This window comes from Pseudomonas sp. PSE14 (assembly GCF_029203285.1).
Taxonomy (GTDB): domain Bacteria; phylum Pseudomonadota; class Gammaproteobacteria; order Pseudomonadales; family Pseudomonadaceae; genus Pseudomonas.
Map to the genome: position 1 here is coordinate 2,742,200 of NZ_CP115669.1, position 15,537 is coordinate 2,757,736.

Sequence of the window (15,537 nt, forward strand, 5' to 3'; positions counted from 1 at the left end):
GGATGCCGCGAGAGGACTAGGCGTCCCCGCTAAGAGGGCCATGGATGGCCCTTCTACGCCGACCCTCGGAGCGATGCCGGAGCGAGGGAAACGGAGCGAAGCGAAGTAACAGCCGAAGGCTGACCCGAAGGGTGAGCGAAGCGAATCACCCCCGGCGAAGCCGGGGCCGGATGCCGGGACGGGCCCTTTTGGTTCCTTTTGGGGCCCCAAAAGGGACTCGCCCGAGGGGGCGAAACAAGAAACATCCGAGCATGCCTACGCGGCGCAGAAATACCGAACTCCAAAACGGCGGATAACGCTTCGCGTTATCCGCCCTACGAAAGCCCGCCCTGGCGAGATCTCACTCCAACTCCCGCCCCGTATGCTCCCGCCGCCACGCCGCCGGCGACATGCCGTACTGAATGGTGAACCAGCGGGTGAACGAACTGGGCATCCCATACCCCAGCAGGTCGGCAATCCGGCTGAGCGAGTAGCGCGGGTTTTCCATGTAGCGCAGCACCAGCTCCCGGCGCACTTCGTTGATCAGGTCGGAGAAGGTCACGCCGTTCTCCTCCAGGCGGCGCTGCAGGGTGCGTACGTTCAGGCCCAGCGACTGGGCGATCTGCTCGATGGTGGCGCGGCCCATGGGCAGCAGCAGGTAGATGGCCTTGCGCACCTCGTTCAGGGTGCTGCCGTCGGTGGCGCCGGGCAGCGAGTCGACGAAGCTGCGCGCGTGGCGGGCCATGGCCGGGTCGGCCATGGGGTTGGCCGCGTCGAGGTCGGCCGCCGGGATCACGATGCCGTTGAATTCGCTGCCGAACTCGATCTTGCAGCCGAACAGGCGCTTGTGCACCTGCAGGTCGGCCGGCGCGTCGTGGGTGAGGTTCACGCTGATCGGCCGCCAGTGCGGGCCGAGGAGGGCGGCGCAGAGGCGGTAGAGGGTGCCGATGGCCAGTTCGATGCCCTGGCGCATGGGCATCGGCGGCACGGTGATGATCTCTTCGCGCAGGATTGCGGTCTTGCCTTCCTGGTCCACGTACAGGGCCAGCGATTCGTTGATCAGGTGGCGGTACTGGACGATGGTGTCGATGGCTTCGCGCAGGGTCGCCTGGTGGGTGATCAGCAGGCTGATCACGCCGAAATCGGCGAGCTGGCGGGACTCGGCCATGCGCAGGCCGAAGGTCTCGCAGCCGCAGGCGCGGGCCGATTCCTCCAGCAGGCTGACGACCGGGGTGATGGGCACGCGCTGCTCGGGGTGCTCCAGCATGGACAGGCTCAGACCCACCCGGCTGAGCTGTTGCTGGGGGTTCAAGCCGAGGTGGCGGGCCACCTCCAGGTAGTTGGTCAGGGCCGCAATACGAACCATTGGGGTCATGCCGATCGCCTTCTTGTTCTTGTGGCTGCGTCGCGCCGGTGGGGCTGTCACGAAATGACAGGTGCCGAACTCTCACCGGAGCGCGTTTGGCTTGTTCGATGACGACAGATTCTATCGGCGAGTTCAGTAAAGCGTGTACGAACTTTTGTATATCACCCAGCGCCGTTTAGCGCCACCGGGAGGCCCTAGCTCGCGTGGTGCGTGGGATTCGCCTGATGAATCGCATGCCGGATGACGTCCGAGCTGTCATCAATTGCGAAGTGCCTGACGTTCTATGCAAAGCAACGCCGCCGGGCTGCCTCTACTGTCTAGTCCAACAAGTTCGAAATAGCTGCAAGGTGACCCGGTGAAACACAACAACTCCACCACCGTTCTCATCGTTCCCGGCCTGCGCGATCACGTGGCCGAACACTGGCAGACCCATCTTCAGGCCCGCCTGCCGAATGCGCGCAGTGTTCCGCCGCTGACCGAGGACAAGCTTGACCTCGATGCCCGCGTCGCTGCCATCCAGCACGAGCTGGCGCAGATCGATGGCCCAGTGATCCTGGTCGCTCACAGCGCCGGCACCCTGATGGTGGCGCACTGGGCCGCCCGCCACGACCGTCCGATCAAGGGCGCGCTGCTGGTGACCCCGCCGGACCTCGAAGGCCAATGGCCGGAGCACTACCCGAGCCCGGCGAGCCTCGCCGAGCGTGGCTGGGCACCACTGCCGCAGCAACCTCTGCCGTTCCCGACCCTGGTGGCATCCAGCGACAACGATCCGCTCGCCACGCCAGAGGCGGTGCAGCGCATGGCCAGCGCCTGGGGCGCAAGCCTGGTGGAGCTGGGGCGCGTCGGCCACATGAACCCGGCATCCGGCTTCGGTGACTGGCCGGAGGCGGACAACCTGATCCAGATGCTGGATCGCTGATCCCTGACAGGAAGTTCACGTTCCGGTGCCTGGCGCCGGGGCGGGCTCGCGTACGCCCTGAAGGCGGCGTGGGCGGGGGCCGCGGGACGGGCCCGGATAGCGTCCCGATAACAACAAGAAATGGAGCACACGCATGCACTACCAGAGCAACTCACCGCGGCTGCGCCGCTGCCTGCTCGCCACGGCAATCATCAGCGCCTTCGGCGGCACCTCGGCCCAGGCGTTCGAGCTGAACACCGGCAACCCCGACATCGCCGTCCGCTTCGACAACACCGTCAAGCTCAGCTATGGGCAACGGGTTGAAGCAGCCAACAGCAAGATCGCCGGCACCGCCAACACCAACGATGGTGACCGCAATTTCTCCTCCGGCAGCCCGGTGACCCAGCGCTTCGACCTGCTCAGCGAGCTGGACTTCGTCTACCGCGACAGCATGGGCTTCCGCGTCAGCGCCGCCGGCTGGTACGACAACGCCTACGAAGACGTTGGTTCGAGCAACCCGTTCCCTGGCCAGAAGGGCAACGCCGGCCACCTGGTCACCAAGAACGGCACCGTGATCGCTCCGCCGGGCGCCAAGGCGTCCACCCACGGCCTGAGCAACTTCGCCGACCGCTACTACAACGGTCCCTCCGGCGAACTGCTCGACGCCTTCGTCTTCGCCAGCCACCAGGTCGGTGACGACATGCTGCTCAGCGGCAAGCTCGGCCGCCACACCGTGTACTGGGGCGAGACCCTGTTCAGCGCCGCCAACGGCATCAACTACGGCCAGTCGGCCCTGGACCTGGGCAAGCTGTACAACGTGCCGGGCACCGAGGCGAAAGAGCTGTTCATGCCGCGCAACCAGCTTTCCGCGTCGTTGACGGTGAACCCGGAGCTGACCCTGGCTGCGCAGTATTTCCTCGAGTTCGAGAACTCGCGCTTCCCCGAAGGCGGCACCTACATGGGGCCGTACGACATGCTCAACGATGGCGGCAACGTGTTCTGGCTGCCGCTGCCCGCGCTCAATGCCTTCTACGGCGCGCCGCGCGGTCACGACCGTGAGCCGGACAACACCGGCGACTTCGGCCTGATGGCCAAGTGGAGCCCGGAGTGGCTCGACGGCACCCTCGGCTTCTACTACCGCAACACCTCCGACACCCTGCCGGCGGTGCTGGTAGATGCGCCGAACCTGCAAAAGCCGGGTCTGGCCGGCCTGAAGGGGATGAACTACTTCACCGCCTACGCCGACGACATCGACATCTATGGCATCAGCCTGTCGAAGGAAGTCGGCGGGGTGAGCGTCGGCATGGACCTGAACTACCGCGAGAACATGCCGCTGGCGAGCAACTTCACCACCGTCAATTCCACGCTCTACAACGCCGCGCAGAAAGGGCTGATCAATGGCGCCAACCTGATCGGTTCGCTGCCCAGCGACGGCGACACCGGCCTTGCCCGCGGCAAGACCTTCCATGTGGTGCTCAATGGCCTGGTGACCTTCGGCGCGACCCCGCTGTGGGACGCCTCGTCGCTGGCGGTGGAGGGCACCCTGACGCACCTGATCGACGTCACCGAAGGCGAGCAGACCTTCAAGGGCGACTCCAGCTACCACGGCGTGGACAAGGTCACCACCAATGCCTACGCCATGTCCGCCAACTTCACCCCGACCTGGTACCAGGCTTTCCCCGGCGTCGACCTGTCCATGCCGATGGCCTACAACGTCGGCCTGCACGGCAACTCGGCGGTGCAACTGGGCGGCAACGAAGACGCCGGCAGCTACTCGATCGGGGTGGCGGCGGACTTCCACCAGAAGTACCGCGTCGATCTGAAGTACGTCGACGCATTCGGTCCCTTCGATACCTGCGAAAGCGGACACGACAACAACACCCCCGGGGCTAATGGGCAGTACCAGTGCATCCCCGGGCAGATCACCTCGCAGGGCGGCCTCGCACCCCTGCTGAAGGACCGCGGCATGGTGACCGCGTCCCTCAAGGCGACCTTCTGATTTCACCCCAGGCTCCTTACCCGGAGCAGGAGAAAAACAGCATGAACTTCAAACCTACCCTGATCGCCACGGCCCTCGGTCTGGCCCTGTGCGGCGCGGCCCAGGCCGCCGTCTCGCCCCAGGACGCCGCCCAGCTGGGCACCACCCTGACCCTGGTCGGCGCCGAAAAGGGCGCCAGCAGCGACGGTTCGATTCCCGCCTACACCGGTGGCCTGACCAGCGCCCCGGCCAGCTTCAAGGCCGGCGACAGCATGCGCCCGGACCCTTTCGCCGGGGAGAAGCCGCTGCTGGTGATCGACGGCAAGAACGTCGACCAGTACAAGAACCAGCTCTCCGCCACCACCGTCGAACTGGCCAAGCGCTACCCGAGCTTCCGCGTCGACGTCTACCCGACCCACCGCACCGCAGCCTTGCCTGATGCGGTGCTGGAGAACAGCAAGAAGAACGCCGTCGCCACCCAGTCCCTGGAAGGCGGCACCGCCATCGACAACGCGTTGCCGGGTGTGCCGTTCCCGATGCCGAAGACCGGCGCCGAGGCCATGTGGAACTTCCTGCTGCGTTACCAGGGGGTGAACATCAAGGCCAAGTACGACTCCTGGAACGTCGACGCCTCGGGCAGCGCCAACCTCGCCACCACCGGCCAGGCCTTCATCAACTATCCGATCTACGAGAACCTCACCCAGCCGGTGAAGGGCTCCGAGGTCTACTACCAGATGAAGCTGTACTACAGCGGCCCGGCCCGCCGCGCCGGCGAGGCGATGATGCTCAAGGACGCCGCCAACCCGCTGCAGCAGCCGCGCCGCGCCTGGCAGTACCTGCCCGGCCAGCGCCGCGTGAAGCTGGCGCCGAACCTGGCCTACGACACCCCGAACCCCGGCATGGCCGGCGCCGGCACCTACGACGACGTGTTCGTCTTCAATGGCGCGCTGGACCGCTACGACTGGAAGCTGGTGGGCAAGCAGGAAATGATCGTGCCCTACAACACCTACCGCCTGACCTACACCAGCGACATCAAGCCAGTGGTCACGCCCAATCACCTGTCGCCGGACTACGTGCGCTGGGAGAAGCACCGCGTGTGGGTCGTGGAAGGCACGCTGAAGTCCGGTGCGCGGCACATCTACGCCAAGCGCCGCTTCTACCTCGACGAGGACAGCTGGGTGGCCCTGGCCTCCGACCAGTATGACGCCCGTGGCCAGCTCTATCGCGGCTCCTTCGCTTTCCTCAGCCAGAGCTACGACAAGCGCATCCCGGACGCCACGCCGTTCATGATCTACGACCTGACCGCCGGCTCCTACAACATCAACGGCGTCGTCGGCCCGTACGGCGGCATCACCTACATCGATCCGCTGGCCGCTACCCAGTGGTCGCCTGAAGCCCTTGCCGGCAGCGGTATTCGCTAAGCGGATGAGTTCGCGGCGGCCCACAAGGCCGCCGTGCATTTCAGATCGAGGTAGCCGTATGCAATTTCCCTTCAAGCTCGCCCTGGCCTCCGCCGGGCTGGGGCTGGCGCTGCTCGCCGGTCACGCCGACGCCGATGAATTCGTCGACGTGCTGGACCTGCCCTCGCAGCCCACCGCACTGGCCATGAGCAGCCCGCTGGCGGCCATCGCCCGTGCCGACAAGCGCCTGGTGGTGGTCGGCCAGCGCGGCCACATTCTCTATTCCGACAACGACGGCAAGGACTGGCGGCAGGCCGAGGTACCGGTCAGCTCCGACCTCACCGCCGTGCGCTTCCCCACGCCGCGCGACGGCTGGGCAGTGGGCCACGACGGCGTGGTGCTGCACAGCGCCGACGGCGGCGAGCACTGGATCCGTCAGCTCGATGGCCGCGCCATCGGCCAGCTGATGCTGGATTACTACACGGCCAACCCACAGGCGGATAACGAAACCCTGCTGGAGCAGTCGCGGCGCATGAAAGAGGAGGGGGCGGACAAGCCGTTCCTCGACCTCTGGTTCCGCAACGCCCAGGAGGGTTTCGTCATCGGTGCCTTCAACCTGATCCTGCACACCACCGATGGCGGGCGCAGTTGGGAGCCCTGGAACCATCGCATCGACAACCCGCAATCGCTGCACCTGACCGCCATGTCGGCGGTGGGCGGGGACCTGTTCATCGTCGGCGAGCAGGGCCTGCTGCTCAAGCTCGACCCGGCGGACCAGCGCTTCGTGGCGCTGAACTCGCCCTACAAGGGCACCTTCTTCGGCGTGCTCGGCAAGCCCGGCCTGCTGTTCGCCTACGGCCTGCGCGGCAACGCGGTGCGCAGCGTCGACGGCGGCGCGAACTGGAGTGCGGTGGCCACCGGCCTGCCGGTCAGCCTCACGGCGGCCAGCGAGGGCGCCGACGGCGGCCTCTACCTGTTCAGCCAGGCCGGCCAGGGGCTGGTCAGCCGCGACGACGGCGCCACCTTCAGGCCGCTGACCCTGGCCCAGCGCACGCCCGTCAGCGGCGCCCTGGTCAGCGGCGACAGCCTGCTGCTGGTGGGCAACCGCGGCCTGCAACGCAGCGCGTTGCCGCTCTCCCAATAAGAACAAGACGAAGAGACAGCCTCCTATGGTCGACCTCAAGCAAGGGCAGCTGCCCGTCATCAGCGATCTGCGGGACTTCGACGCGCACAGCGGCAGCCTGCTGGAGCGCCTGGTGTTCAACCATCGGCTCCTGTTCATCAGCCTGATCGCCCTGGTCACGCTGCTGCTCGGCTGGATGGCGGTGACCCGCCTGGAGATCAAGCCCAGCTTCGAGAAGATGATCCCGCAGAGCCATCCCTACATCCGCAACTACCTGGAGAACCGTGGGGCGCTGCGCGGCCTGGGCAACTCCGTGCGAGTGGTGGTGGAGAGCCGCGAGGGCGACATCTTCGCGCCGGCCTACCTGGACACCCTCAAGCAGATCAACGACCAGCTGTTCCTGAGCCCCGGCGTCGACCGCGCCTGGATGAAGTCGCTGTGGTCGCCGGCGGTACGCTGGACCGAAGTGACCGAGGAGGGCTTCCAGGGCGGCCCGGTGATGCCCGACGGCTATGCCGGCGACGCCCCGAGCATCGCTACGTTGCGCCAGAACATCGCCCGCGCCGGCATCGTCGGCAGCCTGGTGGCCAATGATTTCCGTTCGAGCATGCTGGTGGTGCCGCTGCTGGACCATGACTCGGCCACCGGCAAGGGCATCGACTACCAGCAGTTCTCCCACCAGCTCGACGCGCTGCGCCTGAAGTACGAGTACCTGGGCGACCAGCGTGCCTTCGACGCCGGCGAGCCGGGCAAGGGCGCCGTGCGCATCCACGCGATCGGCTTCGCCAAGCTGGTCGGCGACCTGATCGACGGCCTGCTGCGGGTGATGATGTTCTTCGGCCTGGCGGTGGTCTCGGCCTTCGTCATCATCCTGCTCTACACCCGCTGCCTGCGCAGCAGCTTGCTGGTGATCGTCTGCTCGCTGCTCGCGGTGATCTGGCAGCTGGGGCTGATCGCCTGGCTGGGCTATGCCCTGGACCCGTACTCGATCCTGGTGCCATTCCTGATCTTCGCCATCGGCGTGTCCCACGCCACGCAGAAGATGAACGGCATCATGCAGGACATCGGCCGCGGCACGCACCGCCTGGTGGCGGCGCGCAACACCTTCCGTCGCCTGTTCCTCGCCGGGGTCAGCGCGCTGCTTTGCGACGCCGTGGGTTTCGGTGTGCTGATGCTGATCGACATCCCGGTGATCAAGGCCCTGGCGATCACCGCGAGCATCGGCGTGGCGGTGCTGGTCTTCACCTCGTTGCTGCTGATGCCGGTGGCGCTGTCCTTCATCGGCGTCAGCCCGCGCGCCGCCGCCCGCGCCCTGCGCGAGGAGCAGCAGGAAGCCCGCGAGCAGGGCCTGGGCCGCCTGTGGAGCCTGCTCGACCGCTTCACCGAACGGCGCTGGGCGAGCATCGCCCTGGCGGTCGCCGCGCTGATCGGCGCCGGCAGCTTCCTGGTCAGCCAGCGCCTGCAGATCGGCGATCTCGACGCCGGCGCGCCCGAGCTGCGCGCGGACTCGCGCTACAACCGCGACAACGCCTACATCACCAGCCACTACGCGCTCTCCAGCGACCTGTTCGCGGTGATGGTGAAGACGCCCGCCGAAGGCTGCCTGAACTACAAGACCCTGATCCTCGCCGACCGCCTGGGCTGGGCGCTGCAACAGCATCCGGGCGTGCAGGCGAGCGTTTCGCTGGCCGACGCGGTGCGCCAGATCACCGCCGGCACCTACGAGGGCAACCCCAAGTTCGCCAGCCTGCAGCGCAACCAGGACGTGCTCAACTACTCGGCGCAGCAGGCCTCGGTGAATACGCCGGAACTGTTCAACACCGATTGCTCGGTGATGCCGGTGATCGCCTTCCTCAAGGACCACAAGGCCAGGACCCTGGAGGAAGTGACTACCATTGCCGAAGACTTCGCCAAGGCCAACAGCACGCCGGACCGCCAGTTCCTCCTCGCCGCGGGCAGCGCCGGCATCGAGGCCGCCACCAACAGCGTGGTGCACCAGGCCAACCGCACCATGCTGCTGTACATCTACGGGGCGGTCAGCCTGTTCTGCCTGATCACCTTCCGCAGCTGGCGCGCAACCCTGGTGGCCATGCTGCCGCTGGTGCTGACGTCCATGCTCTGCGAGGCGCTGATGGTGTTCCTCGGCATCGGCGTGAAAGTGGCGACCCTGCCGGTGATCGCCCTGGGCGTGGGCATTGGCGTGGACTATGCGCTGTACCTGCTCAGTGTGCAGTTGCAATTGCAGCGTGCTGGCTTCCCGCTGGCGCTGGCCTACCGCCAGGCGGTGATCTTCACCGGCAAGGTGGTGGCACTGGTGGGCGTGACCCTGGCCGCCGGGGTGATCACCTGGGCCTGGTCGCCGATCAAGTTCCAGGCGGACATGGGGATTCTGCTGACCTTCATGTTCCTGTGGAACATGCTGGGGGCGCTGTTGCTGATCCCGGCGCTGTCGCACTTCCTGTTGAATGAGCGGAAGGGCTGAGATCCCCATCGGCTCATTGGAGTCCGCTCCTGCGTAGGAGCGGACTTTGTCCGCGATTGAATCTGCGCCGTGCCCGCAGCCCCTCAATCAAACGCCGGAATCGCCTCCAGCTCATGCAGCAGCCAGTCCGCGAACTCCCGCGCCAGGGCCTGGTTGCCGTGGGGCGGGATGATCAGGAAGTAGGGGTGGGGCGCCGGGAAGTCGATGTCGAACAGGCGCACCAGCCGGCCCTGGTGCAGTTCCTCGCCGGCAAGGATATGGTCGCTGATGGTCACGCCACCGCCGGCCAGTGCGGCGCGGATGGTCAGGTAGGCGTCGGGCAGGAAGACGTTCTGCCGTGCCTGCAAACCGGGCACCCCGGCGGCGAGGAAGTAGCGGCTCCAGTCGAAACCATCGTCCTCGTGCAGCAGCACCTGGCGTGCCAGGTCGCGGGGTTTGCGTAGGTGTTCCTGGGTGTTGAGCAGGCGCGGGCTGCACACCGGGAAATAGCGGATGTCGCCCAGCGCGGCGAAGCGCTGGCCCTCGATGTGCGTCTCGCCGAAAGAAATCACCATGTCCACTTGGCCCAGGTCACTGCTCATCGGCATCAGGTGCAGAGCGACCTCCTGGTAATTACGCAGGAATTTCTCCAGCAGCGATGACACCCGTGCCAGCAATGCGGGAGCGCAGGCGATGCGCAGCTCGCCGGCGGGCTCCTCGTTGGGCAATGCGCGGCGGATGTCGCGCAGCTGGTCGAAGGCGCTGCTGATCTGCTGGCTCAGCTGGCGCCCGGCCGGAGTCAGCTTGACGCCCTTGCCCTGGCGCTCCACCAGCGCCATGCCCAGTTCTTCCTCAAGCTTCTTCACCTGGTGGCTGACCGCGCCGTGGGTGACGTGCAGCTCCAGTGCCGCGCGGCTGATGCTGCCCTGGCGGACCAGTGCCTCGAAAGCGCGCAGGGCGATGAGGGAGGGCATTCGGAACGCACTGTTCTGACGCATGAGAGACCTTTTCCGTGAATTTGGCTAACGATTCAGGTGGAAATCTATTGAATTGTCGTTAGTTAAATTTGCACGGAAGATGACTCCAAGCCAACACCCAAACACAAGAACAAACGGCTGGAGACCCGCCATGCAGCATTTCGTCGACTTGCTCGGCCTGGGCAAGCGCTATGGCAACCTGCAGGTCCTGAGCGACCTCAGCCTGAGCATCCGCCAGGGCGAATTCCTCACGCTTCTGGGGCCTTCGGGCTCGGGCAAGAGCACCACGCTGATGATGCTCGCCGGCTTCGTCGAGCCCAGCGAAGGGCATATCGAGATGGACGGCCGCGACATCACCCAGCTGTCGCCGGACCAACGCGATTTCGGCGTGGTGTTCCAGGGCTACGCGCTGTTCCCGCACATGAGCGTGGCGCAGAACGTGGCCTACCCGCTGCGCATCCGCAAGGTGCTGGGCGCGGAGATCGAGCGCCGGGTGGCGGACGTGCTGGAGCGCGTCGGCCTGGCCGGCATGGGCAATCGCGGCATCGCCCAGCTTTCCGGCGGCCAGCAGCAGCGCGTGGCGCTGGCCCGTGCATTGGTGTTCAAACCCAAGCTCTTGCTGCTCGACGAACCGCTGTCCGCCCTCGACCGCCGTCTGCGCCAGGAAATGCAGGGCGAGCTGGCGCGCATGCACAAGGATTTCGGCACCACCTTCGTCTTCGTCACCCACGACCAGGAGGAAGCGCTGGCGCTGTCCGACCGCATCGCCGTGTTCAACAAGGGCCGCCTGGAGCAGGTCGGCACACCGCGCGAAGTCTACGAACGTCCGGCCAGCCGATTCGTCGCCAACTTCCTCGGCGATACCAATCTGCTGGAGGTCGGCGTGGTGGGCCGCGAGGCAGAAGCCACGCTCTGTGATTTTCGCGGCCAGCACCTGCGCGTGGCCCACTCGGCCCAGGCGAGCCAGGGCGGCAAGAGCTGGCTGGCAGTGCGCCCGGAGCACATCGACCTGCGCCCGCTGCAGGACGCCGGCCGCGACAACGGCCTCTGCGCCACCGTCGGCAACGCCACTTACCAGGGTGCCCACGTCAACCTCGAACTGACCCTGGAGCAGGGCGAGCGCCTCGACCTGCGCCTGCCGGTCGCGCACCCGCTGCTGGCCGATCTGCGCAGCGGCCAGCGCTACTGGTGCAGCTGGTCGCCGCAGCACTGCCACCTGTTGTCCGCCTGACACACGCATAACGAAAACAAACGATCGGGGAGCAATCACAATGAAAGAACGCCAAGGCTTCATCGAAGACGCCATCGAAATCGCCGCCGAGAAAAGCGAGCGCGCCGGCATCAGCCGTCGCGATTTCAACCGCAGCCTGCTGCTGCTCGCCGCCGCCAGTGCCTTGCCATTGGGCTCCGGCAGCCGTGCCTTCGCTGCTGGCGACAACCTGGTGCTGGCCAACTGGGGCGGCGATGCGGTGCCGGCTTTCGAGAAGAGCTTCGGCGGCTTCGACCAGGCGTCCGGCCTTACCCTGAAAGTGGACGGCAGCGGCCCCACCGAGGGCGCGCTGAAGACCCAGGTCAGCAGCGGCGCGGTGCGTTGGGATGTGTGCGACGGCGAGATGTATTCGTCCTATCGCCTGGGCAAGGACAAGTTCCTCGCACCCATCGACTTCGGCATCGTCGACAAGTCGCTGATCGGCTACGGCGACGTGCATGATTTCGGCCTCGCCAACTACACCTACAGCTACGTGATCGGCTACGACCACGAGCAGTTCGGCAAGAACCCGCCCAAGTCCTGGGCCGACTTCTGGGACGTGAAGAAGTACCCGGGCAAACGCACCCTCTACAAATGGATGAGCGCCAACCTCGAATGCGCGCTGCTGGCCGACGGTGTGCCGCCGGAGCAGCTCTACCCGCTGGATGTGGACCGCGCCCTGCGCAAGATCGAGGAACTGTTGCCGCACATCGCCACCCACTGGTCCACCGGCGCCGAGTCGCAGCAGCTGATCCGCGATGGCGAGGTGAGCATGGCGCAGATGTGGCACACCCGCGCCGAGCTGGTGAAGAACGACACTGGCGGCAAGATCGACTGGGGCTTCGACGGCGGCATCGTCTCGCCTTCGGTGTGGATGGTGCCCAAGGGCAACCCGGCCGGCGCCAAGGCGGCCATGGAGTTCATCGCCTACGCGCTGCGCCCGGAGGTGCAGGCCAAGCTCATGGAGGTCTACAACATGGGCCCGGTGAACCTCAAGGCCAACGACCTGCTCAGCGCCCAGCTGCAGGCGATCAACCCCACCGCGCCGGACAACCTGAAGAAACAGGTGTCGCTCAACAACAAGTGGCACGCCGAACACTACGGTGAAACCCTGGAGCGCTACCTCGCGCTGATCGGTGGCTGAGATGCGACGTTTCGCACCGGGCGTGCTGCCGGTCTACGGCCTGCTGATCCTGCCCCTGCCATTACTCGTGGTGGTCGGCTACCTGCTGCCGACCCTCGGCGTGCTGGGCTGGAGCTTCAGCCTGCCGGAGTGGGGCACGCAGAACTACGCGGCGATTGCCGACAACGCCAACCTGCAGGCGGTGATCTGGCGCACCCTGCGCATCTGCCTGCTGACCACCGCGATCAGCGTTGCCATCGCCTACCTGATCGCCTACCGCTGGCGTTTTGCGACGCCGCGTGGCCGGCAACTGATCGAACTGTTCGTGCTGTTGCCGTTCTGGCTGTCGATGCTGATCCGCGCCTTCGCCTGGCTGGTGCTGTTGCGCAACGGCGGCCTGGTCAGCCAGGGGCTGATGGCCACCGGCTGGTTCGACGCGCCGCCGCCGCTGGTACGCAACGAACTGGGCGCGCTGATCGGCATGGTGCACTTCATGGTGCCCTACGCGGTGCTGCCGCTGCTGTCGTCGCTCAAGCAAGTGGACGACAGCCTGCTGCGGGCGTCCAGCAGCCTGGGCGCCAGCCACTGGCAGACGCTCAAGGACATCTTCATTCCGCTGACGCTGCCCGGCGTGGTCGCCGCATCGGCCATCGTCTTCGTCTTCAGCCTCGGCTGCTTCGTCACCCCGGCGCTGCTGGGCGGCGGCAAGGCGGCGATGCTCGCGGAGTACATCTACGTGCAGATGTTCCAGCTCTCCAACTGGGGCCTGGGCGCCGCACTGAGCATCGTGCTGATGCTGCTGGTGGTGGGCTGTGCGCTGCTGTTCGGACAACTCATCGGCTACCGCCGCCTGCTCGGGAGGGCTGAGCTGTGACTCCGCAGGGAACCTATCTCTCCGCCATGCCCAAGGGCGTGAAAAAGCCGCAACTCCCACGCCCGCAGGTCGGCCGCTGGCTGTCCTGGGCCGCCCTGGCGCTGTCCGCGCTGTTCCTGCTGCTGCCGATCCTGGTGATCGTGCCGCTGTCGTTCGGCAACCAGCGCTACCTGGCCTTCCCGGACGGCGGCTGGTCGCTGCGCCATTACGCGACGCTGTTCGATGGCGCCTGGCTGGTGTCGATCCTGCAGAGCCTCGGCCTGGCGCTGGTGGTCGGCGCGTTGTCTACGGCGCTGGCCTTCCTGTTCGCCACCGGCATCTGGCTGCAGCGCCGGTACCGCACCTTGCTGACCGCCATCGTGCTGTTGCCGATGATCGTCCCGCAGGTGGTCTCGGCCATGTCGATCTACTACCTCGATGCACGCCTGGGGGTGCTCGACAGCCTGCTGGGCGTGGGCTTCGGCCATCTGCTGATGGCGCTGCCGTACTCGGTGATCGCCCTGCTGGTGGCCTACGCACGGCTCGACCAGAGCCTGTACAAGGCCTCGCGTTCCCTCGGCGCCGGGCTCTGGCCGACGCTGTGGAACGTGCTGCTGCCCAATGTGCGCGGTGGCGTCGCCGGCGGTTTCTTCATGGGCTTTGTGATGAGCTGGGAAGAGGTGGTGGTGACGCTGTTCACCAGCGGCCTGAACGTGGTGACGTTGCCCAAGCGTATCTGGGACGGCCTGCGCTACAACCTCGACCCGGCGATTGCCGCCGTGTCCACCCTGATGATCGTCCTCACCCTGGTGGTGATGCTGGTGCGCCTGTACCTGGCGCGCCAGCAACCACCCAGCTGACTGTTTCAACCCCGCATACGGCCGCCCGATGGCGGCCCCAAACAAGAACACCTGTGTCGCTTGCACCTTGTCCCTGAGGAGGGAATCCCCATGCTTACTGCTTTCCCCGCTCGCACCTACCGTCAACGCGTCGAAGCCGTCAAACGCCGCATGGCCGACCGAGGCCTGGATGCCCTGGTGGTCAATTACCCGGACAACATCAACTACCTGAGCGGCTTCGACAGCCTGGGCTTCCTCTGGTACCAGGCGCTGATCATCTCGCCCAAGCTGGCCGAGCCGGTGTTCCTCACCCGCACCAGCGAAGAGCCCTGCACCTGGGAGCTGTCGTGCATCAACGAGGCGATCTTCTATGACATCGCCAAGCAGGACCCGCTGAAGATCGTTGCCGACGTGCTGGCCCAGGCGGGTTTGAGCCAGGCGCGCATCGGCCTGGAAATGACCGCCTCGACCTTCTCCCCGGCGCAATATAACGCGCTGCTGGGCTACATGCCCGAGGCGCGCTTCGAAGACGCCGGCCCCCTGGTCGCCGAGAACCGCCTGATCAAGACCGCCGAGGAAATCGAATACCAGCGCAGCGCCGCGCGCATGGCCGACCAGGGCATGCTGGCCGCCTTCGAGGCGCTGCGTCCGGGCATCTCCGAGGTGGAAGTGGCCGGCATCGTCGCCAACGCCCTGGGCCGTGCCGGCAGCGAGTACTCGGCGATCAGCCCGATGTGCGCCACCGGCCGCCGCAGCACCATGACCCACGCCATGCCGCACCGCCAGACCATCAGCCACGGCGACGTGGTGATCCTCGAACACGCCGGCGTGTGCAACCGCTACCACGCCATCCTCATGCGCACCGCGGTGATCGGCAAACCCAGTCCGCGCGTGAAGGAAGTCGCGACCCTGCTCACCGAGGCCTTCAACGCCGCCATCGACATCGCCAAGCCGGGCACCCCGGTGGGCGAGGCCAACCGCGTGTGCAACCAGATCCTCGACCGCATCGACCTCTCGCGCACCCGCGTGCACCGCATCGGCTACAGCCTCGGTCTTGCCTACCCGCCGACCTGGCTGGAAGCGATGATGGTGGACGAGGCCGACGACCACGTGTTCCAGCCGAACATGTCGTTCTCCATCGAGCCCAACCTGTCCTTGTACAACGAAGGCTTCGGCATCAAGCTCGGCGACACCGTGCTGTGCGGCGAGAAGGGTTCGGCGAGCCTGTCGGAGCTTGCGCCGGAACTGACGATCATCGACTGATGGAGGTTCGCCCCCGGTCCGCGTACTG

Annotated in this window: 12 protein-coding genes; 10 read left to right on the forward strand and 2 right to left on the reverse strand. The window is 66.3% G+C overall.

Going from position 1 to position 15,537, the window contains the following annotated elements; genetic code table 11:
- Nucleotides 1–340 precede the first annotated feature (340 nt).
- Entirely contained in the window at nt 341–1,345 is a 1,005-nt protein-coding gene (locus O6P39_RS12695) for an AraC family transcriptional regulator (protein WP_275611942.1), read from the reverse strand.
- 355 nt (nt 1,346–1,700) lie between these two features.
- On the opposite strand from O6P39_RS12695, the gene O6P39_RS12700 reads away from it, so the two are divergent.
- The 5 genes from O6P39_RS12700 to O6P39_RS12720 all read left to right on the forward strand — a co-directional run bounded on the left by O6P39_RS12700 (nt 1,701) and on the right by O6P39_RS12720 (nt 9,226).
- Nucleotides 1,701–2,264 (forward strand): alpha/beta fold hydrolase, encoded by a 564-nt coding sequence (locus tag O6P39_RS12700; protein WP_275611675.1) that lies wholly within the window; start codon nt 1,701–1,703, stop codon nt 2,262–2,264.
- Between the two features lie 133 nt (nt 2,265–2,397).
- Nucleotides 2,398–4,242 carry a DUF1302 domain-containing protein gene (locus O6P39_RS12705; RefSeq protein ID WP_275611676.1) on the forward strand — a complete coding sequence of 615 codons (1,845 nt, stop codon included), beginning with the start codon at nt 2,398–2,400 and terminating at the stop codon, nt 4,240–4,242.
- Nucleotides 4,243–4,283: 41 nt separating this feature from the next.
- Nucleotides 4,284–5,642, forward strand: coding sequence for a DUF1329 domain-containing protein (locus O6P39_RS12710; RefSeq protein WP_275611677.1), 1,359 nt, complete (start codon nt 4,284–4,286; stop codon nt 5,640–5,642).
- A 58-nt stretch (nt 5,643–5,700) separates the two neighbouring features.
- Nucleotides 5,701–6,765 carry a YCF48-related protein gene (locus O6P39_RS12715; protein ID WP_275611678.1) on the forward strand — a complete coding sequence of 355 codons (1,065 nt, stop codon included), beginning with the start codon at nt 5,701–5,703 and terminating at the stop codon, nt 6,763–6,765.
- A gap of 25 nt (nt 6,766–6,790) precedes the next feature.
- Nucleotides 6,791–9,226, forward strand: a complete 2,436-nt coding sequence (locus tag O6P39_RS12720; protein WP_275611679.1) for an MMPL family transporter — start codon at nt 6,791–6,793, stop codon at nt 9,224–9,226.
- An 83-nt stretch (nt 9,227–9,309) separates the two neighbouring features.
- Here O6P39_RS12720 and O6P39_RS12725 read toward each other — a convergent pair whose 3' ends face one another.
- Nucleotides 9,310–10,179, reverse strand: coding sequence for a LysR substrate-binding domain-containing protein (locus tag O6P39_RS12725; RefSeq protein ID WP_275611680.1), 870 nt, complete (start codon nt 10,177–10,179; stop codon nt 9,310–9,312).
- A 154-nt stretch (nt 10,180–10,333) separates the two neighbouring features.
- On the opposite strand from O6P39_RS12725, the gene O6P39_RS12730 reads away from it, so the two are divergent.
- The 5 genes from O6P39_RS12730 (at nt 10,334) to O6P39_RS12750 (ending at nt 15,509) form a co-directional block, all read left to right on the forward strand.
- A complete protein-coding gene (locus O6P39_RS12730) occupies nt 10,334–11,413 on the forward strand; it encodes an ABC transporter ATP-binding protein (protein WP_275611681.1) in 1,080 nt (359 codons plus the stop codon).
- A 40-nt stretch (nt 11,414–11,453) separates the two neighbouring features.
- Nucleotides 11,454–12,575, forward strand: a complete 1,122-nt coding sequence (locus O6P39_RS12735) for an ABC transporter substrate-binding protein (protein WP_275611682.1) — start codon at nt 11,454–11,456, stop codon at nt 12,573–12,575.
- A gap of 1 nt (nt 12,576) precedes the next feature.
- Nucleotides 12,577–13,428 carry an ABC transporter permease gene (locus tag O6P39_RS12740; protein WP_054909776.1) on the forward strand — a complete coding sequence of 284 codons (852 nt, stop codon included), beginning with the start codon at nt 12,577–12,579 and terminating at the stop codon, nt 13,426–13,428.
- The gene (locus O6P39_RS12745; RefSeq protein WP_275611683.1) at nt 13,425–14,267 is read left to right on the forward strand and encodes an ABC transporter permease; all 843 of its coding nucleotides are present in this window, start codon (nt 13,425–13,427) and stop codon (nt 14,265–14,267) included. Before O6P39_RS12740 ends, O6P39_RS12745 begins: the two co-directional genes overlap by 4 nt.
- A gap of 90 nt (nt 14,268–14,357) precedes the next feature.
- Nucleotides 14,358–15,509, forward strand: a complete 1,152-nt coding sequence (locus O6P39_RS12750) for a Xaa-Pro peptidase family protein (RefSeq protein ID WP_275611684.1) — start codon at nt 14,358–14,360, stop codon at nt 15,507–15,509.
- The last annotated feature ends 28 nt before the right edge of the window (nt 15,510–15,537 follow it).